This window comes from Halocatena marina, assembly GCF_023276375.1.
Lineage (GTDB): Archaea > Halobacteriota > Halobacteria > Halobacteriales > Haloarculaceae > Halocatena > Halocatena marina.
Map to the genome: position 1 here is coordinate 349,690 of NZ_JALLPK010000003.1, position 19,646 is coordinate 369,335.

A 19,646-nucleotide genomic window follows, 5' to 3' on the forward strand; every position below is an offset into this window, starting at 1 on the left:
CTAGCTATGACGACACTAACATCCGAACAAGCACAGAAAGTGAATAATACCGGTGATCGGATTGGAGAAATGTTTGTTGAACAGGGCGTGAGCACAAGTCAACTCCGGAAGGTGTATGGCGAAATTAAGCAGGCAGAAAACGAGTTCAAATTCGAAGACAGTCCTGAACAAGCGAAACGAACGCTGCTGCTCCTCAAACCACATCTAGCTTACGCAGCGGCGCGAAAGGAGAATATGAGTGTCGTTAATAAGAAGATCTCTAATCTTATCGACCCTGTTATTAAAAATAACAGTAGTGAGGAGATGGAGCTTTTCTTCCGACTCATGGAAGCGATCGTTGCGTATCACGCGTACTACGATAACAAGAAGGGTGATAGCTAATGGAACTGCTCGGTCACGTCGTGCTCAGCGGTGACGTCGAATGTTTGACGGGACTGCACATCGGTGACGAGGGAGCGTTAGAGATCGGTGGCGTCAATGGGCCCGTGGTAAAAACCCCTACGAAGGGTCATCCATACATTCCCGGATCGTCGATCAAAGGAAAGATGCGTTCGTTGTTGGAGTGGGACGAGGGCCTCGTTGAAAGCGATGGCAAACCGCACACCTGTGAAGGGGATGCTGCCGTCGAGTGTCCCGTCTGTCGTGTCTTCGGGACGCCCGCTGAGACGGACGCAGAGACCGGCCCGACGCGTCTTTCAGTTCGGGACGCGTTTCCCCGCGATGAGACGATCGAGCAGTGGAATGATCAGAACACGTCGCTTCCCTACACCGAGGTGAAAACGGAAAACACGATCAACCGAATCACTGCACAAGCAAATCTGCGGGACAATGAACGCGTTCCGAAAGGATCACGGTTCGGATACGAACTCATCTATGGGGTGTATGATCTCGATGATGGAGGACGACCCGATCTCGACCATCTCGCTACGGTCGAGCGAGCGTTGTTTCTGTTAGAGGATTCATCACTCGGTGGCAACGGTTCCCGTGGCTACGGGAAGGTCGAGTTTCATGAAGATGAATACAAGGTCCGAACCTCTGCTGACTACCGTTCGGGAGACAAGGATGGTAGATCAGCCGAGACGCTTGAGGAAGTCGGAGAAATCCTTGGGGTCGAGTAGTCGACGATGAAATCGGTACTGCTCTCGCCTGCGGGTCCATTCAGCGAAGTCCCGCGCTCGGACACGCTGTTCGGAGCGATCTGCTGGGGGATTCGGCTCGCACGAGGCGAGGAGTTCCTCGAAAACGTTCTTGCACGCTTTCGATCCGGTGAGCCACCGTTTCTCATCTCCTCTGCGTTTCCGATGCTCGATGAGACCGATCAGGAGAGCGTCTTACTGCTGCCAAAACCGTACGTCCCCTGTCTGCAAGCCGGAACCGGTGAGATGACTGACGAGCGACTCGACGCACTACGAGCGTGGCAACGGATCGAATACGTACCGTCGTCCGTCTTTTCGACTATCGTAACGGGCGCGTTTTCGGATGGCGAACTGCTGGATGGATACGGCCATGACGATGGTGATGACACCATCACGATCGGAGACCGCACGTACAGCTGTAAACGTCAATGTTTGCTCCCTTCAGAACCGGACTGTACGCGTCCCTTCCGGAAAACGGAGCGGACGCGCAACGCCGTCAACCGACTCACGAGCGCAACCGACGAGGCGCTCTTTCACCGTGACGCTGTGTTTTTCCCCGACGATGCCGGGTTACACGTCTGCGTCGAGGGCGACATTGAGACCGTAATTGACGGGCTCTCGGTACTCCAAAACCACGGCATCGGGGGTGATCGATCCATAGGATACGGTCAGTTCCGTCTCGACGGGGTCGAAGAACTCGAACTCCCGGCTCCGGACGGCGATCTGTTCTGTTCGCTCTCGCTGTGTATCCCGCGAGCCGAAGAGATGGACGAATTCCTGACCGCAGGGTATTACGAAATCGAACCACGGAAAGGAATCGTCGAGAATTCGTTGGCGTCCCCGGACAACATCTGGAAAAGGCGCGTCCTCGCACTGGCAGAAGGGTCGATCTTGCCACGTTCTGGTAATAAGGAAGAGACGACGGAACGGGAAACAGAAGCGGATAGGGACACACCGATAGCACAAGAGGAACACGAACGGTACGGGTGCAATCCGATCGTCGCCGATCATTTCGAGCACGGCGTTCAACACTATGGCTACTCGCTCCCGGTTGGGATACGTCGAGAAGCGGTCAACGGTTCGACCGGTGATCGGAAATGAAGATAGATCTGAAAGTACGATCACCGATACATATCGGCTCCGGTGACGAACTTAGCAGACACGAGTACCAATTCGAAGACGGTCTGGCATTCGTTCCAGATATCCGTACGTACTTCCGTGATAACCCGAACGAGGTCGACGCGTTCGTTACCGCGATAGAGCGCAGCGAGCCGGTGAATCACATATTCGATGACGGATATTCGCGGTACACGCTCGATTCGTCGTGGGTTAATCCCGATTCTATCAGAGGGTCAGTCTCAGTCGCGCTCAAGGATGGGTCTGACGTGCCATACATTCCCGGAACGAGCCTAAAAGGATGGATCAGAACTACGCTCGCGTATCGGGCGCTCGAAAACGGAGCATCGTTGCATCGAGTGAACAAGCAGGCGATCAATGATCTCTTCAGAGTTGGTAAGGGGGAGACGAGAGACGATCTGCTACGGTGTGTGACCGTTCAGGATGCGCACCCCGTTTCGGAAGCCGAGCTAGCCCTCTGTGAGATCAAGACGTACTCGTTGGATCGGTCGGGAACGCTGCGAGAAAGGGGGTCGGACTATGCCGAGTGTCTCACGCGCGGAACGGAGTTCACGACCGATGTCTCTGTGAATAAAAAACTACTTGAGAAGCTGATCGACGAGCACGACGGGGATGCAACGCGAGTGTTTGGGGATGACCTCACGAAACGAGGGATTCTGGCAACGATTTCGGAGGCGTCGGTGGACTTCCAAGAGGCCGTTATTCGTGAGGATCAGCGGTTGTTCGATCATCGGAGCGTTGGGGCGATCTACTCCAGCCTTTCGAATAGTGGTCCGTTGTTCCGGCTCGGGTCCGGTACCGGTCATCACTCAAAGACCGTCGCCATGGCGCTTCCGGAGGCGGATCGAATTCGGGCGAACGTTGGGGCTGCCAATAACAAATTAAAGCACGCAAAATGCGGGGGAGAAGTGGAACACGGTAGGCGTGGTGACAGAACACTATCCTGCAAAAGGTGTGACGAGACGGGGATTCAACCCGATTTCGACAACGTGATTCGATTCCCGAAGACGAAGCGATTCGTCGTCTACAACGGGGAACCCCTCCACCTCCTTGGATGGGTCAAGGCATCGTTTCGTGGACCTTTATAAAGTCTGTGTACAGTGGGGGTCCACGAACGGAGTGGACTGAGGGACCGACTGAGAAAGCTTTATTGGGCCGCTCGCCCGAATTTTGCATACCATTTCAACTGTGCCAGAGCGGTCGAAGGCATTGAAACACTTGCGTGTCCTCACCCCACGCTTCGATAGCACGATTTCAACTGTGCCAGAGCGGTCGAAGGCATTGAAACAAGCGGTGGGGGTCGTTAATCGACGGATCGTGATTCATTTCAACTGTGCCAGAGCGGTCGAAGGCATTGAAACGTCTGTTCGACTTGAATTGTTACGTTATCGCTCATTAATTTCAACTGTGCCAGAGCGGTCGAAGGCATTGAAACGGAGCGTTCTGGTTAGCTAGCGCCCCCGTTGCTTGATTTCAACTGTGCCAGAGCGGTCGAAGGCATTGAAACACGTCCTCTTGTTCGACTTCCCAAATCGATCAGAGATTTCAACTGTGCCAGAGCGGTCGAAGGCATTGAAACCACCTCGATATAACCGAGATATCGACCACAGACCGCATTTCAACTGTGCCAGAGCGGTCGAAGGCATTGAAACTAGCGGGTAACATAGTCATCAAGAGTTCCATTTTCGATTTCAACTGTGCCAGAGCGGTCGAAGGCATTGAAACCGGTCCGAGTGCTTCTCTCTGGAACGTTTCGCCGCAGATTTCAACTGTGCCAGAGCGGTCGAAGGCATCGAACTCGACAACGAGGAGCGTGCTCTAACCATTCTTCGACAGATTTCTCCAACCCATTCAGAAACAGTCTGAGCATACGATTACACTCTCAATCGAACAATACAAGAGAAGGAGCGCCAAGCAGCGAGAGCACCAACCCAACAGCGCAAGCACATCGAGAGCGAATAAGTCCGTGTTCGCACTCGCGATATCGTATGCCACCGGCGAGAGTACGTACTCCAGCAGAGAGAACGGAAGGAGCGGCTGTAACCGTCTCTCGTGAGAATATTACTGACCATGTGTAACAACACGCCGCCCAACTCACAGCCCGACGACTTTTTTTGGAGAGACGATTAGGAAGACGAGTGGCTGCGAACAGCCAGAGAACACCTAAGAATTCATTACCCGGTGTATGGCACTACCTCCCATCAGTATCATCTAGAGCGAGTGGTGATGACCAAGCTGAAATGCACTCTATCGCAGAAGATGAGACGTATCATTGTCTCGATCCAATCCTCCTTGTGATTGGCGAAACGCCTCCCGATGAGGTCGCAGTAAATGCCTACGTCTTCCACCGTGAAGGGGACGTTGAACGACTACACCGTGGGAACACGGGATACGAATCCGAAAGATAGTCAGTGAAACACCAATAACAGTTTCTTTAGATCGACGGTGTACGAATATGACTAACCTGACGGGAAAAATGTTTTTCAGCTATCGTCGGAATCAGGACGATGTCGCCGAATTTCTCGTTGAGTCACTGCATGAGTACGGGATACGGACCTGGCAGGATATCTCCGATCTGAAGCCCGAACCTACCCAGGACGAGATTAGAACGGTATTAGAAGTTGAGAACTCCGAACTCGCTGGTGGTATTGTACTGGTGAGTGATGATGTCTTCGACTCCGAATTCATCCTTGAAGTAGAGCTCCCCCACCTACATAACCGCTGGAAAAACGAGCAACAGTTCTTCGTCGTTGTCGCGCTCTGTCCCGGGGTTGAGTATGACGATGCCAGTGAAATTCTCTCTGAGTCGCCGACAGTACTTGATTTCTCCAATTGGAACAAAATTAAATTAGGATCGAAGGCTGACACGCCAGTAGCGGCCGATGACGTCGCTACAGCGGTTCTTACCGAACGGATCCGTCTCAACCATAAACAACTCGATGCGGACCAGCCGCTCGGTTGTTCCCTCAATACCTACGGTTCTTCCTCGTATGCTACTCAACCGGTAGTTACAATCGATTGGTCATCGCATTTTAAAGATGGACTTCCTGCACCTCGTCTTTGGAACCAACGCCTTATCCCACGACTGCACAGGGTTATTGACATCTTGGAGGGAGCAGCTCCTGGGAGATCGGTCCATGTCCACGGGCAAGCCCACTTGCCAGCTGCGTTTGCACTGGGACGGTGTCTCCGGACGACAAGAGGGATAGACGCGACCTGGCTGCAACAAAGCAATGGCAAACAGGAACCATGGAGCCTCCACATTGATGAGCAGGAAAGTGGGTTTGATGGTGACCTGCATGTGAATGATATCGCGGGTTCTGATCTGGCAGTTCTGGTCAGCGGCACGAATGAGGTAAACGCAGTCGTTGGGAGATCCAAACAAACGCTTCCTGATTTTGCCGGAGTTCTAGAACTCTCACTCGGTGACGATATTGGATCGTTACTCAGCGCTCCTGAGGCTGTACATGCCGCTCGTCTCTTTCAACGAGAGGTCCAGTCGGCGCTAAACGAGCTTTCGGCCACGTCGACAATACATCTCTTCATGGCAGCTCCAGCAGGTCTCGTGTTCTTGTACGGACAGCAAAGCAATACATTCCCCTCGATCCAGACGTATCTCTTGGAGACGACGGACGGAGAAAGAACATATCGCCCTGCGGCCTTATTGAAGTAGACAGCTCATCAGCAAGACGACCACATCATCTCCCCCGTAGATCTTATCTAGACCGTGCCCTCTATCCAGCAAATACTCTCTCTCTCGCAATCTATCCAGTCGCTGTCTTGTGTGTTCTCCCCAGAAAGCACCACGGTGATCGATGTCCCCCTTCAGCTGGTCGTTGATACAGTTTTAAAAAATATATTTATGATTAATAGTATAGTTAGGCTTCTTGTGACTTCCGCGTAGTGATTTCCCAATAGCGATTCTCTTGGCTGGTCAGAGCCAATACTCGATCAACGAAGATCTCTTCAGGAGCGCCAGCATCTTCGTACTCTCCGGTTTTCGTTCTGAACATATGACCCTCTCTACGGAGACCTTCAGCGGTTGTCCGATAATTCATCCATTTCTTTTGATAATTCAAAAAGGATTCGAGTGCTTCTAAGATAACGAGCAGGACAGATGCCGCAGTAATCACGTGCTGCCAATATGGATTCATCGTCACCGAAAACACCGAGACGGAAACGGGAAGCGTGGCAGCCAAGACAATCTGAGTGACCTTCATAGCACGGTGTCTAATCTTATTCCGTTTCGCTTTCTGATCGTACCAATTAAACTGTCCTTCGTAGAATTCATCATAAAACTCGTCAAAGTTTTCAACCATTAGTTTGCCACCTGTTTCACAGAATCGAGTTTTCTTCGGTTACGGTCCAGCGAGTGTTCAAAACCTCACCAATCTCACGTGAGGGGCTATCTAATGCAATTGATAGAACATTGGAGCCGTGCTCTTGCTGCAGTTTCTGAGAGTTAAGTAATTCTGCCATCCGTTTTATCATTGATACTTGCATGCCTATATCATTACAGTTCGGGTGTCACTTTAGCGAATGCTTGGATTCCATCTCATGACCTCATTTCAACCGCTCTAACTCACCTTCAACGCTCGGCACGCTCGTTGAGTCGCTGATTATGCCGCACTGATGATGATCAATACCGGTCCCTGCCCATCAACCGACTGGTCGAAGTCGAAACTAGCGATCACCGGACGTGATCACTCGTTCACAAGTAACAGAATCGGCGAGGTCGATGGCATGGGTGGCGGTGCACTTGAACCGACACTGGCGAATGCTTCGGATGTCTCCGGTCTCAAGGACAGTGAATACTCTCGAATGGGTCGTCGGGCGTGCTCAAAGTGGTCGATTTGGCTGGAGAGGCGAAGAAAGACTGTGGATTCGATGACTTCGCGGACCGTTATAAAGTCCGTGTACAGCGGGGGTCCACGATCGATGATGGCTGAGAGACCGACGGAGAAAGCTTTATTGATGCTCTCGGCCGAATTTTCCATACCATTTCAACTGCGCCAAAGCTGACCCAGGCATTGAAACTCCCTGTGGATGGCGTAGCAATAGCTTGCTTCCGGTATTTCAACTGTGCCAGTAATCGGTAAGGCACCGAACACAGCAATGGGGAGCGTTCTCTCCAGTGCCATAAAACAGATCGACGGCACGGATTGGGTCGTCAGTCATTCGATGCCCCCAGTGTCAGTTGCCTTGTCTCCTCTCGCTCCGTGACTCGGTATCGGTATCCTGCGCTCACAGCACTCGGTCAGTTCGAATAGGGATAGCACCCAGAAATCCACCTTATAGAACCCAATTGGTGACGAACTCCGATCCATGGGCTTCGGACGATTCACATCGCTTCAGCGGCCGCTCTCGGGTTTTGAGTAGGTAGGTGTTGAAAACGAGCAGCTGAAACGCTTACACGGTGACATGGGTTGCTCAGTCGATTCGTGTAATCGTCCACTCCTCACCCAGCTCGATGTGCTCGCCGAAGAGCTGACGATGCTCACAGCCATTGCCGTACTGGGTGCAACACTCGGCGGACGGTTGCCACTCCGGCCCGATTGGTGGGGTGGTCTCTTGGGTCTGTTCAAGGAAGACTTCGAGATCGCCACCACAGTGCCGACAGCTCTCCTCCTGTCGGTACGTCGCGTGTGTTCCCGACATCATAACAGTCCTCAATCTCGATCGAGGTGCCATTCGGGAGGACGCCCATCCCTCGGGTTTCCGCAAAGCGAGCCGATCGCTTTGAGGCACAGACGTAATCGGGATGGTGCGGTTGATCGCAGGCGTCGCACTCGATATGGCCACCGTGCTCCGGACACCACCAGCCCATGTAGTGCGTCGTGGCGTTCTCGTTGCCGGTCTCGGTGATCACGTCATGCTCTAGTTCCGTGCCGCAGTCCGGGCATGGCCGTGTATTACTCATCGTCGTTCATCCCTTTATCGTCAACAGCGAGTTGGTGCATGTCGCCGTCTTTATAGACCGTCTCACCGACCGTGATCGGTTCATCGAGTCTACCGGCAAAACTCTCCGAACTCGTTTCCACCTACATCGTTGGCGATGACGCAAAGCGTGCCGATCGTTATCAATCAACGAATTTGGTAAAAATTAGCGATTGAACTACACTTCTTTGTCACTTGCGAGCGAGTCGGTCGTAGACACCTTGGTGACGTTCGATATTGCGCTTGGCCAGTTCGCGCACTGCCTTCCGGCGCTCTTCTGGAGTGGATGCGTCTTTGATCGCTGCAACCAGTTCCTCATCGCGGGTGGTGGAAGTCATTGGCCGGTGTTCGTCTTGCATCGTCATGTGTTCTTCGCTGCGTGGGCGTCTAGGTATGCTACAATGCGACCGATATCGACGTTCTCAGCGTTCCGGGCGATATCTTCGAGCATGTCCTCAACCTCACTACCGTAATCGAAGTGGTAGCCGTTGAGTCGATAGAACAACTCGACCGTATTCAAAGCCGTTCGCTTGTTCCCATCAACGAACGGATGCCCGCCAGCAATCAACCGCATTAGATGCGCAGTTTTCTCATGGATTGTCTCGGGTGCTTTCCCGTAGTATCCCTTCGAGATATAGTCAACCGCAAACTCAATATCCCCCGGTGATTTCACTCCCGGATCTGTCTCCGTATCGCTGGTGACAACAACCTCGTGTCTGTCCCCGTGGCGATCAGAACGGCGAACACGGTTGCCGGGGACACTCACGAAGCAGACGTGATCCATTGCTGGACGACGAAATCACCAGTTTTAACGCTCATTGGTTGGAAAAAGCGGGTATGGCAGATCTCATTGTCAAAGCAGCAGTCAGAGACGCAATCGACGGCAACGTCTCGGGCGACTTCTACGACGCCCTCGATGAGGAGGTCCACGAGCTCCTCAACGAAGCAGCGCGGCGTGCTGAGGAGAATACCCGCAAAACTGTCCAAGCACGCGATCTCTGAACAGGTAGTCACACACGGTTACTGATTTTGCCTGAAACGTACCCTCGTGACAGTCAATCGACTTACGACGTGGAGAATTATGGTCCACCCGTATCGACAGGCACACGAGTGAGTCCAAGCGTCGCAAAATCACTATCGAACGCAAACACGTGCTCGACATTTCGTTCATCGGCGAGCACGCCGGTGAGATGGTCGACAAGCGAAATATCGTGGTCATCGTACTGCTCGAATTGCTCACAGGCAGCATCGAACGCCACCGCATCGGGGTGGAGCACTGTCACATTCGGCGAGGTACGGACGGTCTGGAGGACCTCAGCGGCAACAGCGGTGCCAGTGCGAGCGAGAATCAATGTCACAAGTTCTGAGAGTGTATGCGCACTCATGTAGATCGGGCGATACGCGAGCTCACCAGCTCGGATCGCATCGAACACTGCCTGTGCACGGGCGTGTTCAGCATCATCCTCATCGAAGACGGCATAGAGACCGCCTGTATCAATAAATAGCGGCGTGGCTCCCCGCTCACTCATGGATCATGGTTATTCGCAACCGCATCAGCGACATACTCATCAACGTTGTGCGAGACATCGCTCACCCCGCTCGCGAACGTCGGCGGATTGGCAAACAACGGATCGTCCGGATCGAAAGCTGTCGAGACTGGGGGAGACTCCGCCGTGAGCCACCACACCACTGCACCCCCGCCAACTTTCCGACGAGCGACGGTTCCCTCATCAAGTAACGTCAGCAACTTCTGCCGTGCGGCTTCGGACGTATACCCGAGTTCTTCACCTACCTCCTTCGCAGTGACGACCGGCGTCTCTGCCCGACGAAGAACATCAACGACAGCTGCTGGTGTGATCGTCTCAACGAACTGACCACGGTCGTTGCGTTCACGACTATTACTCATAGCTCTAGTGTCGCTCGCTAGCCCTATAACCCTATTGATGCGCAGCAAATGGGGAATTTTATATCCTATTGGTGCGTAGCAAGTGGCGGGGACACACCGGCCTCTTGGGGCGTTTTCAACAGAAGAATGCCCGCGTGTTGGAGCACGCAGGCCGGTTGTCTTGAATGAACTCCGACAACCATGACGAACTCACCGACGGCAGTAGTTAAAGCCGACGCATCGACCGACGACGACCAGCGCGCCGATCAGGCATCCGACGCTTTCATGATCGGTGTCGATACCAACGGGCGCGAGCACTACTGCTCACGCATTCGTGACTGTGTAACCGTCATCGACGACGACGGAGCCGAGCAAACACAGGCGCTCAACGACCGTCCGCTAAAGAACTGGATGGCATTCGTCGAGCAGGAGCTCGGTGGCTGGGACGAGACTAATGTCTATTCGGGCTCCACCTTCACGCACCTTGTGCGACAACTCGGGAACGCGGTCACCGTGGGTGAGGCGTAATGAGCCGGACTCGACCCGATGACTGCGAGTGCAAACACGCACCGATGGGCATGCCCTGTCCGGAATGTGTCGATGCTGGCTTCGATACGCCCAAAAACGGCGTTGTACAGAACGGGAGGCTCAAGTGAGCGACGACGTCACCGAGGTCCTGACTGACGACGGCCGGCATGTGCTCTACAGCACCGATGAAGACGCTGACGAGCCCGCAGACACCCGCGAGTGGGTCGCCAGCGACGCTACCGTCTCTGGCAGCGACCAGGAGTAACTGATCGTTGGCGGTCTGTCTGTCCTGAATGGGAGTGGCTCGCTCCGATCCATGGACGGCGGCGGCCACTGCATGCTATAACGGGGATGTGACCATACCTACGACAAACAACACGATCGACTCGTCTAACGACAGGCCGACATCTCTATTTTCTAGTCTGATCGAGCACTTTCCGGAGGGCTCTTCTCTAACACAGTAGAATAGGGATATTTACCTGAGTATTGTCAAGACTCGTCCTGATGAATCCAACGCACATATTCAGCATGGAGGTCATTCAGGGCCGAATGGGAAATAGCCCGTCCGAGACAGCCTTTCGGAGGCGAGTGAGGACTCCGCCCTCGGATTCTCCATCGGAGAGGGCCCATCCGGCCTTTTCGGCGGCCTCAGTGACGGAAACGAACTCCCAGCCGAGGTGGGTGGACACCCGGCGGTCCTCCCCGGCCGTTCCGACATACACATGCCGTCGCGTGGGCGTCGCCCCGCGTATCTCCTCCAAGGCGAGCCACTTGTCGCGGTCGTCGAGGTCGAAGTCCTGCCGGAGCCCATATTCCTCGACGGCCCTTTCAACCGCGTCGAGGTCGTTGTCGACGACGCCAACGTGCTGGCTCCAGTTCTGAGCGTCTTCAAACACCGCCATGGAGTCCTCAAGTCGCTCGACAGCCGAGAGCGAGAACGCGAGCGTCATCGCACCCCTGTTACTGTTACCATCAATGCTCATACTCGGTCGTTCGGACTCGCACGGGAAAGCCGCTCGGGGACAGATTTGTCCCGTTCCCCTCTGTCCTATCGTCTGAATCAGTCTCCCCTCTGGTGGACCAAGCGTTCATGCACCTGCCAGTCGAGATGAAAGATGGATGCAGAAAATCACAATCGACGACATCGATCCGATGGTACCGGGCGGTGGGGAGAGTAGTCTCGATATGCGCAGGCTTGCAGAGCCACTCAACACGAGCGAGCTGGCGATCAATTACTACGCGCTCGATCCCGGCCAAGCGTTTTCGCCCGGGATTCACACGCACCTCGATCAGGAGGAAGTGTTCTATATCCTCGACGGTACGGCAACGTTCGAGACGAAACCCGAAGCGACTGCTGACAGCGAGCATATTGAGGTACGTGCTGGTGAGGTCGTTCGATTCGCGCCAGGGGAGTTTCAGCAGGGTCGCAACGAGGGTGATGCCCCGGTCGTCGCGTTGGCACTCGGTGCGCCACGAGGACCTACGGAGGGGCGCGTTCCCCAGCCCTGTCCGGAATGCGAAGAGAGCGACGTGCTGGCAGTCATGCTAAACGACGGAGAGATACAGCTCCAGTGTCCCGAGTGTGACGCGGAAATCGACACTGAGATGTGACACGGCGCCCCAACGTGCCGGCACGGAGAGTGGTCCACTACAGTCTAGCCTCAGCGTCCGAAATCACGCAGAAGAGGATGGAATCCGTGTGTTCACATCAATCCAGCTTCCTTAAACGCATTGTTGACAACCCCCGGCGCTCTTCTATAGTTTGACGAAATAGCGTGCCATTCGTGTTTCCGAGGCGTACTCCAAGGCGAGCAACATCACATAGTGTATGTTTTGGTCCGTGGCTCACTCGTGTACTCAGCGTTCAGGTGATGAGACATCGAGATGAGCGTGTCACAAGACAGTATTCAAATTTCCTCATTTCAGCAATCTACTCTACCCAGAGAAACAGCAATCACGAATGCAAAATATCGAGATCATGACGAGCGATTCGAGCGTTCGGACGTATGCTTCAAACGTCTCACGCCCTGTTCCCGTGAGGTGGTAAGTCGTCTGTGGCATGCGATCAACAAACTGTTTTTCGACCGTGACGCAGTCTGCGTCTTTCATCTTCTGGAGGTGTCTACTGAGGTTTCCACCGATGACATCTAACTCCTCCGTGAGATCGGTGAAGCTCGGCTTCCCGTTCGCGTACAGATGTGCAAAGATGCGGAGGCAGGTCGGCTGGTGAACGAGTTTGTCGAACTCCATTGTTACACCCTCTGCAGCACGAGATACGATCCGATGCCGTGAACGATGACCGATACGCCGAGGGCCGCATACGCCCAGTACTGGAGAAACGGAATATGAGTGATCGCGGGGGCAGCACGAACAGCCAGAGTCCACCTGCATAGATGGGACAAGAGAGATACCCACAACAGTGCTCACGTACCACCGGTATCGACCGGAACACGCGTCAGCCCAAGGGTTGCAAAATCACTATCGAACGCGAAGATACGAGTGATATCGTGTTCGCGGGCGAGGACTGCTGAGGACTGATCGACGAACGAAATTTGATGATCGGAATATCTCCCGAACTCGTGCCGAATTGCTGCGAACGCTGTTGCATCGGGATGGAGAACGGTGATGTTCGGGGAATCGGCGACTCGGTGAAGCGCCTCAACGGCCCCGGCGTGGGTGTCTTTCCGGAGTGTGAGTGTCGCTAGTTCCGAGAGGACGTATCCGCTGGTATACAGAGGACGATACGCGAGATTGCCCGAACTGATCCCGTCGAACACAGCTGTCGCTTGCTGGTGGTGGTCGTCTTGGTCGTTAAACCGGGCAAAGAACGCGCTCGTATCGATAAACAACGGATGGGCGGCGTGAGCGGCGTTATTCATCGTCTTGGGTGTCCGCGTCCTCCACAGGACCGTACAGGACATCATCGATCGTCTCATCGCCCATACCGACGCTCATGATTGGTCCGCCACTAAACAGCGGGTCATCAAGAGTGATTTCAGACGGCTGTTCGTTGCTCTCGGTTTGCTTATCACGCTCTGCAATCTGTCCGACCGCTTCGTCGAGTTTTTCAAGCGCCTCATCACGAGTGAGACCTTGCGTGACCGCATGGGTAGCGGTGTCGTACGCTGTCCACCGACCGTCAGGCGTCTCTGTTAACGTGATCTGTCTCGTTGTACTCATTCTATCACCTCTCAGTTAGTCGCTGCTGGAAGCCACCAGACCACGACAGCCCCACGCACATCGCGGCGCTCAATCTGTCCCTGTTCATGCAACTCGGTGAGCTTCAACCGTGCTGCTTCCCGGCTACAGCCGAGGGCATCAGCCACATCGCCTGTCGCCATGAATGGATCACTCGCACTCCTAACTACATCGAGCACGCGATCGAGCGTGACTGTCTCCACATATTGTCCCTGTTGGTTGCGCTTTCGCTCTCCCGAACTCACGGAAATCATTACGACAGCGAGCGTAATAAGCCTATTGCCGTACGGCAAATGGTGGGTTTTATTCCTATGGCAGCACTACAATTGGATAGAGACATACTGGCCTCTTGGGGTATTTTCAACAGAAGAATGCCCGCGTGTTGGAGCACGCAGGCCGGTTGTCTTGGATGAACTCCGACAACCATGTCGCACTCAACAACGACGGCAGTTAAAGCCGATGCATCGACTGACGATGACCAGCGTGCTGATCACGCATCCGACGCCTTCATGATCGGTATCGACACCGATGGGCGCGAGCACGACTTCTCACGGATTCGTGACTGTGTGACCGTTATCGACGATGGAGCCGAGCAAACACAGGCGCTCAACGACCGTCCGCTGAAGGACTGGATGGCGTTCGTCGAGCAGGAACTCGGTGGCTGGGACGAAACCAACGTCTACAGCGGAAGTACATTCGCACACCTTGCCCACCAACTCGGGAACGCAGTCACCGCGGGTGAGGCGTAATGAGCATCCTCAGTTCGCTCTTCGGCACGTCCAAGCGCTCGACGGGCACCTACACGTGTGACTGTGGTGCACCGATGGAGAACACGGCCACATACTTCAGGAACGAGTACCGGAAAGAACTCTGGGAGTGCACTCGGCCGAAGGAAGACTGTCTTGAAATCGCGGCGGTGTTCCTCTTCGAAGACGAGAGCAAAAGCTACGGCACAGGGTGTCTGAAGGGAGAGATCACGGGGGAACGCAAATGACGGCGCTCATTCCGTGGCTCACCGGAACGTTCGGGCAGCTCGGGGCCACGCTCATTGTTATCGTCGGACTGGTGCTCCTCGTCCGATACGGATTCTGGACTATTATCACGCTGTTCGTCGCGTGGAAGGTCCGCCGTGACTGGACCGTCACGCCACGGGAGGGTGATCGATGAGCCGAACTCGACCCGATGACGATGAGTGCGAGTGCAAACACGCACCGATGGGCATGCCCTGTCCGAACTGTACCGATGCTGGCTTCGATACGCTCAAAAACGGCGTTGTACAGAACGGGAAGCTCAAATGAGCGACGACGTCAAAGAGGTCCAGACTGACGACGGTCGCCACGTCCTCTACAGCACTGACGAAGATACCGACGAGCCCGCAGACACAGGCGAGTGGGTCGCAAGCGACACCACCGTCTCCGGCAGCGACCATCAGTAACTGATCGGTGACGGTCTGTCTGTCCTGAATGGGAGTGGCTCGCTACAACAAAAAACACGATCGAATCGTCTCACGACGGGTCGACTTCACTTCTCACAGTTCGTCGCAGTGCTGTTTCACACTCACTCTCGGTAAGTAGCCAGGAATCGCTTCGAAGGCGAGCGCACGAGTGCTCACTCTCAAGGTTCCCCCAATCGATTCGAGTGCTTCGACGAGAAATGATAAAGGAGGTGCACCACATACATACCGCCAATGACTGCTATCGTCTCAACCGACGACACGCTCGGTGGGGAGCCACGGATCGATGGGCGGCGCATCGGTGTTCTCCATATCGCTGCCCGAGTGATCGATACGGGTGACCGGCCGGAGGACGTCGCGACCGACTATCAACTCGATCTCGCCGATATCCATCACGCACTCGCGTACTACTACGAGCATCCCGAGGAAATGCAGCACTGGCGCGAGCAGAAACGGGCAGCGGGCCAACGTGCCCAACAACAACAGCTCGATCCTGAGCACTACCGGCACACGGAAACGGCATGAAGATTCTTACTGATGAGCACGTCCCTCAAGCAGTCGCGACCACACTTCGGAGTGAGGGTCTCGATGCGATCACCATCTACGAAACCGATCTCCTTGGCGTGCAGGATCAGCCACTCCTCAACTACGCCCACCAGCACGACTATGTGATTCTCACCAATGACCAAGATTTCGTCTCCGAGCCATTTGTCGATCAGAACAACCATGCTGGCATCATCTTCTACGAAGACCAGCGCATCCCACGAAGTGACCTCGTTCGCGCCGTTCACAACGCCCTGAGTATTCTCCAGCCGGAGGATCTCAGAAATGAGATCGTCTACGTCCCCAACGGCTGGATCTAATCTGAGTGTCAATCGATTACGCAAACGGTTGGAGGCTTAAGATGCAGTACTGTGACTCCACACCGTATGGAGCCTGCAGCTTTCGCCATTGGTGAACGTGTTTACGATCGCGAGGACGACGAAATCGAGCCGACTGTCTCTGTGTCGACTGGGTTTGATCGAGTGCTCCTTAGAGATGCGAGAATGGTGAACAGAGCTAAACAAAAGACGCTCGTGTCATCCGGTAGGGACGAGGTATACACCTGTGAAGACAGCGAACAAAAATTTTCATTAACACAGGTGCAGATCAGGGCTGATTGGACGGTCTGCGGCTCCTGTCTGGCCGCTACAGAGCGCCTCACTGAGTAATCCATCGGTCGATCGGCAGAGGGCTTCACTCGTCATGAACGAGCACCATCTGCGTGCGATAGGTGTTGAGTAATCGCTGTTCGACTACCCGAAGCCAGTCGGCATCCTCGATCGTGAGCGACGTGCGGAACAGCCGGAGAAACGAATCGATGGCATCCCGGTCTCTCTCAGGGAACTCCGTGCTGAGCTCCTCGCGGACGAACTGCAGGTTCTCTGGCGTGTATGGCTCGTGTCGCGATTGGGCGAACGCACGAAGCGTTGTTCGAAATAGCATCCCATCCGTGTCCCCGAGGCGTATTCCGAGGCGGGCAACGTCACGCAGCGTATTGTCCTGATCCATGTGTGTGGCGGCTCTGCTAATCGCCTCCATTTCCGTCTCACCCAGCCCCTCGATCTTTCCATCTCGATCCGAGTACGTCATAGGCTTCAGATACGCCCGATAATTCGCATCGGAATAGGGCGGTTCGTCGATCACAAACGTGATCTCACGACGCTCCTCACTCATTCGTCGCCAGCTGAGACCGCGTCGAGTAGTCGTAGATAAACACCTGATCGAGGGCTTCTGCACCGAGAAAGAGACAGATACGGAACATACGATCTCGATTGTGCAATCGACTCCTTTGTGTCATGCTATCACTGTCCGAACCATCTAACTAAATAGGTGTCTATGGTATCGTCGTGAAAGTCCCGATAGACGACTCAATTCACCAACAAACAGCGTTTGAGGATCGATACAATAGTGAGGCTGACTGACGAGTATCGATGTCGGTCCACTCCCATGAATAATGACAAGCGTGCGGCGTATCTCCTCTCCATCATCACTGATTGCTGGCGCTCACCGTGGTAAGTCGCCATTACGAGAGGTAGTAACATTTACCACAGATCCGTCAGAATACCCCAACGGAGCGCGGCAGACGCGTGTTTTGAAACGCGTCGGGTGGTCACAACACCCAACGCCGCTGTCTCCTGCTAAGACAGCAATGAGAAACAATCATACCGAGAGCCATCAGTCTGACGAACCGTACACCGACTATCCACACACGATCGATCGACGAAGCACCGAGTGGCTGTATACAGCCCTCGTCCTCGGGGGGGACCCCACGGCAGAAACGCCATCGACGATGACACAGCCACCAACACAACGACTTCAGCGTGATTTGGCAGCCTCTGATCTCCAAGAGCGCTACGGCGCACTCAAGCAGATCACGCTGTTTCGCACAGCAACCACGACCACGGAGACGAGTGACGATGCGCATTGAACACATCGGTAAGGGCGAGCCCGAGCTCGCGATTCTTGGCGCTGTTCACGGTGATGAACTGTGTGGCGTCCACGCGATCGAAGCGCTGCTCGACGAAGATCCTGACGTCCAGAAACCGGTGAAGTGCATCATCGCGAACGAGCCAGCAGTCGAGCAACACGTCCGCTACATCGACACTGATTTGAATCGGGTGTTCCCCGGCGATCCAGCGGCCGAGACATACGAACCCCGGTTGGCATATCGACTACAGGCGGAGTTAGAGGGCTGCACCACCCTCTCGATGCATTCGACACAGTCGGACGGTCGGCCGTTCGCGATCGTCGATGAGTCGGGGCCACTCGCTGAGACGATCTGTCCACAGCTCTCAGTTGCGGCTGTCGTCGAGGCGGCTGATGAGTTCCCGCACGCACTCGTTCACCACGTCGACGTCGTCGAGGTCGAATGTGGCTTACAGGGTACCGAGCAGGCGGCTGACAATGCCGAACAACTCGTCTGGGAGTTCCTCGCTGCCACGGGCGCACTCTCCGATAGAAGCGAGCCGAGCGAGCGGGCGCTTCCAGTGCTCTCGCTCAAGCGGTTGATCCCGAAACCAGACGGCGGCTCATATGAAGTTCACGTTGAGAATTTCGACCGCGTCGAGAAAGGGGCGGTGGTTGCCACCGTCGACGGCGAGGAGATAACCGCCACGGAGTCGTGCTATCCCGTTCTGGTGTCCGAGCACGGGTACGACCAGCGTTTCGGGTATACAGCCGAGTTGATCGATCAATGGTAGCCCACGACCCGCATCCATGTCCGGAACTTCGGGGCTTTCAGCGCGATCTCTTAGCCGTCGTGGCCGGTGACGGCCCCCACAAGGGTCTAGACCTTAAATCTGAGCTTGAGGAGCGCTGGGCGATCAGGATCTCCCGCAGTCGACTGTATTCGAATATGAATGCGCTGATCGAGCGCGGACTGATCGAGAAAAGCGAGCTCACCGGGCGGGCAAACCACTATGAAATTACAGCGCCCGGCGAACACCTGCTCCGGGCCTACGCCACCTGGATTGCGGAGAACGTGAAGATCGACATTTTCGGGACAACAATCAGTGAGGAGGCCAAGCGCTGTACCGAATTTACGGCCGATCACGGTCTGACACAGCCGCCCACCGACAGATTCTGCTTTGGCGTTGTCTGTCCACACCCCGGTTGCGAGATGAAAACACCAGTCCTCGTCGATTCTCCAGCCGTGGTCCCACCGGTGAATGACTGTCTTCGCTGTCAACGACCGGTGATCCTCGATCGAGCCGCACTTGAGCAGTTTGCGACGGAGGTGCGCACCAATGAGTGAGCACACGATCGGTATTGTCGGTCTTGGGACCATCGGACGGTTCCATGTCGAGCATCTCACCACACTTGCCACAGAGCACAACATCACTCTTGCCGGCGGGATGGATATCGCACCACCAGCACGCGACCGGTTTGAAGAGCAGTTCGGTGCGCCGGCCTACGGAACCTATGGAGCGTTGTATGAGCACGCCGATGTGGCGATCATTACGACGCCGAACCGGCACCACGAGGCGTACGCCGTCGGCGCGCGTGACGCCGGACTTGACGTACTCATCGAGAAGCCACTCGCGCATACCCTCGAGAGCGCAGAGCACATTGCAACGGTCGCTCAGGCGTCCGAGCTGGTCTGTATGGTCGACTTCCACAACCGCTTTGCACACCCCGTGCAGGTGCTCATGGAATATCTTCGAGAGGGACGGTTCGGTGAGGTGTATCACATCGAAGCGACGTATGTGCGCCGACGTGGGATGCCCGGCCGAGGCTCGTGGTTCACGCGTGAACCAAATCAATCTAAACGTTCGGGGGTCAGTCGATCGTCGTCTCGTGGTTTGTGTCGTACATTGTCGCATTCCCACCC

General features: G+C 54.9%; 35 protein-coding genes, 1 pseudogene and 1 CRISPR repeat array. Of the genes and pseudogenes, 21 read left to right on the top strand and 15 right to left on the bottom strand.

Features of this window, described 5'->3' with window-relative positions:
* The first annotated feature begins 6 nt into the window (after positions 1–6).
* From csm2 to MW898_RS22475, 6 genes are all read left to right on the top strand, one after another.
* Positions 7–381, top strand: coding sequence for a type III-A CRISPR-associated protein Csm2 (csm2, locus tag MW898_RS22450; RefSeq protein WP_248910489.1), 375 nt, complete (start codon positions 7–9; stop codon positions 379–381).
* On the top strand, positions 381–1,118 hold the full coding sequence (gene csm3, locus MW898_RS22455) for a type III-A CRISPR-associated RAMP protein Csm3 (RefSeq protein WP_248910490.1): 738 nt from the start codon (positions 381–383) through the stop codon (positions 1,116–1,118). Before csm2 ends, csm3 begins: the two co-directional genes overlap by 1 nt.
* Positions 1,119–1,124: 6 nt before the next feature.
* Positions 1,125–2,237: a type III-A CRISPR-associated RAMP protein Csm4 gene (gene csm4 / locus MW898_RS22460; protein WP_248910491.1), complete on the top strand. Its 1,113-nt coding sequence runs from the start codon at positions 1,125–1,127 to the stop codon at positions 2,235–2,237.
* Entirely contained in the window at positions 2,234–3,361 is a 1,128-nt protein-coding gene (gene csm5 / locus MW898_RS22465; RefSeq protein ID WP_248910492.1) for a type III-A CRISPR-associated RAMP protein Csm5, read from the top strand. The genes csm4 and csm5 overlap by 4 nt, the downstream gene beginning before the upstream one ends.
* A 91-nt stretch (positions 3,362–3,452) precedes the next feature.
* Positions 3,453–4,072: direct repeats of the CRISPR family, unit length 37 nt; unit sequence ATTTCAACTGTGCCAGAGCGGTCGAAGGCATTGAAAC.
* A 441-nt stretch (positions 4,073–4,513) separates the two neighbouring features.
* Positions 4,514–4,681, top strand: a complete 168-nt coding sequence (locus MW898_RS22470; RefSeq protein ID WP_248910493.1) for a hypothetical protein — start codon at positions 4,514–4,516, stop codon at positions 4,679–4,681.
* Positions 4,682–4,728: 47 nt separating this feature from the next.
* Complete coding sequence (locus MW898_RS22475) at positions 4,729–5,946, top strand: SAVED domain-containing protein (RefSeq protein WP_248910494.1); 1,218 nt, start codon at positions 4,729–4,731, stop codon at positions 5,944–5,946.
* Positions 5,947–6,151: 205 nt separating this feature from the next.
* On the opposite strand, the gene MW898_RS22480 is transcribed toward MW898_RS22475, so the two are convergent.
* The 6 genes from MW898_RS22480 to MW898_RS22500 form a co-directional block, all read right to left on the bottom strand.
* Complete coding sequence (locus tag MW898_RS22480; protein ID WP_248910495.1) at positions 6,152–6,592, bottom strand: DUF4231 domain-containing protein; 441 nt, start codon at positions 6,590–6,592, stop codon at positions 6,152–6,154.
* Positions 6,593–6,976: 384 nt separating this feature from the next.
* Positions 6,977–7,270: a hypothetical protein gene (locus tag MW898_RS22485; RefSeq protein WP_248910496.1), complete on the bottom strand. Its 294-nt coding sequence runs from the start codon at positions 7,268–7,270 to the stop codon at positions 6,977–6,979.
* Positions 7,271–7,854: 584 nt separating this feature from the next.
* Positions 7,855–8,193 (bottom strand): hypothetical protein, encoded by a 339-nt coding sequence (locus MW898_RS22490; protein WP_248910497.1) that lies wholly within the window; start codon positions 8,191–8,193, stop codon positions 7,855–7,857.
* Positions 8,186–8,314 carry a hypothetical protein gene (locus tag MW898_RS25845; protein WP_264556818.1) on the bottom strand — a complete coding sequence of 43 codons (129 nt, stop codon included), beginning with the start codon at positions 8,312–8,314 and terminating at the stop codon, positions 8,186–8,188. Before MW898_RS25845 ends, MW898_RS22490 begins: the two co-directional genes overlap by 8 nt.
* Before the next feature lie 87 nt (positions 8,315–8,401).
* Positions 8,402–8,569, bottom strand: coding sequence for a hypothetical protein (locus MW898_RS22495; protein ID WP_248910498.1), 168 nt, complete (start codon positions 8,567–8,569; stop codon positions 8,402–8,404).
* 2 nt (positions 8,570–8,571) lie between these two features.
* A complete protein-coding gene (locus tag MW898_RS22500; protein ID WP_248910499.1) occupies positions 8,572–8,994 on the bottom strand; it encodes a type II toxin-antitoxin system death-on-curing family toxin in 423 nt (140 codons plus the stop codon).
* A gap of 53 nt (positions 8,995–9,047) precedes the next feature.
* On the opposite strand from MW898_RS22500, the gene MW898_RS22505 reads away from it, so the two are divergent.
* A complete protein-coding gene (locus tag MW898_RS22505; RefSeq protein ID WP_248910500.1) occupies positions 9,048–9,212 on the top strand; it encodes a DUF1931 domain-containing protein in 165 nt (54 codons plus the stop codon).
* Between the two features lie 77 nt (positions 9,213–9,289).
* On the opposite strand, the gene MW898_RS22510 is transcribed toward MW898_RS22505, so the two are convergent.
* Together MW898_RS22510 and MW898_RS22515 are read right to left on the bottom strand one after the other, a co-directional pair.
* Positions 9,290–9,739, bottom strand: coding sequence for a type II toxin-antitoxin system VapC family toxin (locus MW898_RS22510; protein ID WP_248910501.1), 450 nt, complete (start codon positions 9,737–9,739; stop codon positions 9,290–9,292).
* Positions 9,736–10,116, bottom strand: coding sequence for a helix-turn-helix domain-containing protein (locus MW898_RS22515; protein WP_248910502.1), 381 nt, complete (start codon positions 10,114–10,116; stop codon positions 9,736–9,738). The genes MW898_RS22510 and MW898_RS22515 overlap by 4 nt, the downstream gene beginning before the upstream one ends.
* A 180-nt stretch (positions 10,117–10,296) precedes the next feature.
* Here MW898_RS22515 and MW898_RS22520 point away from each other — a divergent pair, with 180 nt between their 5' ends.
* Complete coding sequence (locus MW898_RS22520; protein ID WP_248910503.1) at positions 10,297–10,623, top strand: hypothetical protein; 327 nt, start codon at positions 10,297–10,299, stop codon at positions 10,621–10,623.
* Here MW898_RS22520 and MW898_RS22525 read toward each other — a convergent pair.
* Both MW898_RS22525 and MW898_RS22530 read right to left on the bottom strand, forming a co-directional pair.
* Positions 10,604–10,957 (bottom strand): hypothetical protein, encoded by a 354-nt coding sequence (locus tag MW898_RS22525; RefSeq protein WP_248910504.1) that lies wholly within the window; start codon positions 10,955–10,957, stop codon positions 10,604–10,606. The two genes, MW898_RS22520 and MW898_RS22525, sit on opposite strands and share 20 nt — an antisense overlap.
* Positions 10,958–11,162: 205 nt before the next feature.
* On the bottom strand, positions 11,163–11,606 hold the full coding sequence (locus tag MW898_RS22530) for a DUF7124 domain-containing protein (RefSeq protein ID WP_248910505.1): 444 nt from the start codon (positions 11,604–11,606) through the stop codon (positions 11,163–11,165).
* A gap of 136 nt (positions 11,607–11,742) precedes the next feature.
* On the opposite strand from MW898_RS22530, the gene MW898_RS22535 reads away from it, so the two are divergent.
* On the top strand, positions 11,743–12,234 hold the full coding sequence (locus tag MW898_RS22535) for a cupin domain-containing protein (protein WP_248910506.1): 492 nt from the start codon (positions 11,743–11,745) through the stop codon (positions 12,232–12,234).
* Between the two features lie 324 nt (positions 12,235–12,558).
* Here MW898_RS22535 and MW898_RS22540 read toward each other — a convergent pair whose 3' ends face one another.
* The 4 genes from MW898_RS22540 to MW898_RS26130 form a co-directional block, all read right to left on the bottom strand.
* On the bottom strand, positions 12,559–12,873 hold the full coding sequence (locus MW898_RS22540) for a transcriptional regulator (protein ID WP_248910507.1): 315 nt from the start codon (positions 12,871–12,873) through the stop codon (positions 12,559–12,561).
* Positions 12,874–13,046: 173 nt separating this feature from the next.
* A complete protein-coding gene (locus MW898_RS22545) occupies positions 13,047–13,502 on the bottom strand; it encodes a type II toxin-antitoxin system VapC family toxin (protein ID WP_248910508.1) in 456 nt (151 codons plus the stop codon).
* Positions 13,495–13,803, bottom strand: a complete 309-nt coding sequence (locus MW898_RS22550; protein ID WP_248910509.1) for a type II toxin-antitoxin system HicB family antitoxin — start codon at positions 13,801–13,803, stop codon at positions 13,495–13,497. The genes MW898_RS22545 and MW898_RS22550 overlap by 8 nt, the downstream gene beginning before the upstream one ends.
* An 11-nt stretch (positions 13,804–13,814) precedes the next feature.
* Entirely contained in the window at positions 13,815–14,066 is a 252-nt protein-coding gene (locus MW898_RS26130) for a FaeA/PapI family transcriptional regulator (RefSeq protein WP_248910510.1), read from the bottom strand.
* Between the two features lie 180 nt (positions 14,067–14,246).
* Here MW898_RS26130 and MW898_RS22560 point away from each other — a divergent pair, with 180 nt between their 5' ends.
* From MW898_RS22560 to MW898_RS22590, 8 genes are all read left to right on the top strand, one after another.
* Positions 14,247–14,570 carry a hypothetical protein gene (locus MW898_RS22560; RefSeq protein ID WP_248910511.1) on the top strand — a complete coding sequence of 108 codons (324 nt, stop codon included), beginning with the start codon at positions 14,247–14,249 and terminating at the stop codon, positions 14,568–14,570.
* Complete coding sequence (locus MW898_RS22565) at positions 14,570–14,815, top strand: hypothetical protein (protein WP_248910512.1); 246 nt, start codon at positions 14,570–14,572, stop codon at positions 14,813–14,815. Before MW898_RS22560 ends, MW898_RS22565 begins: the two co-directional genes overlap by 1 nt.
* Positions 14,812–14,988 carry a hypothetical protein gene (locus MW898_RS22570; protein WP_248910513.1) on the top strand — a complete coding sequence of 59 codons (177 nt, stop codon included), beginning with the start codon at positions 14,812–14,814 and terminating at the stop codon, positions 14,986–14,988. Before MW898_RS22565 ends, MW898_RS22570 begins: the two co-directional genes overlap by 4 nt.
* Positions 14,985–15,119, top strand: a complete 135-nt coding sequence (locus MW898_RS25855; protein WP_277999976.1) for a hypothetical protein — start codon at positions 14,985–14,987, stop codon at positions 15,117–15,119. Before MW898_RS22570 ends, MW898_RS25855 begins: the two co-directional genes overlap by 4 nt.
* Positions 15,116–15,256, top strand: a complete 141-nt coding sequence (locus MW898_RS22575; protein ID WP_248910514.1) for a hypothetical protein — start codon at positions 15,116–15,118, stop codon at positions 15,254–15,256. Before MW898_RS25855 ends, MW898_RS22575 begins: the two co-directional genes overlap by 4 nt.
* Before the next feature lie 252 nt (positions 15,257–15,508).
* Positions 15,509–15,799 carry a DUF433 domain-containing protein gene (locus MW898_RS22580; protein ID WP_248910515.1) on the top strand — a complete coding sequence of 97 codons (291 nt, stop codon included), beginning with the start codon at positions 15,509–15,511 and terminating at the stop codon, positions 15,797–15,799.
* Positions 15,796–16,137: a DUF5615 family PIN-like protein gene (locus MW898_RS22585; RefSeq protein WP_248910516.1), complete on the top strand. Its 342-nt coding sequence runs from the start codon at positions 15,796–15,798 to the stop codon at positions 16,135–16,137. Before MW898_RS22580 ends, MW898_RS22585 begins: the two co-directional genes overlap by 4 nt.
* Positions 16,138–16,203: 66 nt before the next feature.
* A complete protein-coding gene (locus MW898_RS22590; protein ID WP_248910517.1) occupies positions 16,204–16,485 on the top strand; it encodes a hypothetical protein in 282 nt (93 codons plus the stop codon).
* 25 nt (positions 16,486–16,510) lie between these two features.
* Here the strand turns inward: MW898_RS22590 and MW898_RS22595 are convergent, their stop codons facing one another.
* On the bottom strand, positions 16,511–16,990 hold the full coding sequence (locus tag MW898_RS22595) for a hypothetical protein (protein WP_248910518.1): 480 nt from the start codon (positions 16,988–16,990) through the stop codon (positions 16,511–16,513).
* 475 nt (positions 16,991–17,465) lie between these two features.
* Here MW898_RS22595 and MW898_RS22600 point away from each other — a divergent pair, with 475 nt between their 5' ends.
* The 4 genes and pseudogenes from MW898_RS22600 to MW898_RS22615 form a co-directional block, all read left to right on the top strand.
* A complete protein-coding gene (locus MW898_RS22600) occupies positions 17,466–17,744 on the top strand; it encodes a hypothetical protein (protein WP_248910519.1) in 279 nt (92 codons plus the stop codon).
* Positions 17,734–18,516 carry a M14 family metallopeptidase gene (locus MW898_RS22605; protein WP_248910520.1) on the top strand — a complete coding sequence of 261 codons (783 nt, stop codon included), beginning with the start codon at positions 17,734–17,736 and terminating at the stop codon, positions 18,514–18,516. Before MW898_RS22600 ends, MW898_RS22605 begins: the two co-directional genes overlap by 11 nt.
* Entirely contained in the window at positions 18,510–19,070 is a 561-nt protein-coding gene (locus tag MW898_RS22610) for a PadR family transcriptional regulator (RefSeq protein ID WP_248910521.1), read from the top strand. Before MW898_RS22605 ends, MW898_RS22610 begins: the two co-directional genes overlap by 7 nt.
* Positions 19,063–19,563 (top strand): annotated as a pseudogene (locus MW898_RS22615) (Gfo/Idh/MocA family protein); the annotation flags it as partial. The gene MW898_RS22610 and the pseudogene MW898_RS22615, both read left to right, overlap by 8 nt.
* Between the last annotated feature and the right edge of the window lie 83 nt (positions 19,564–19,646).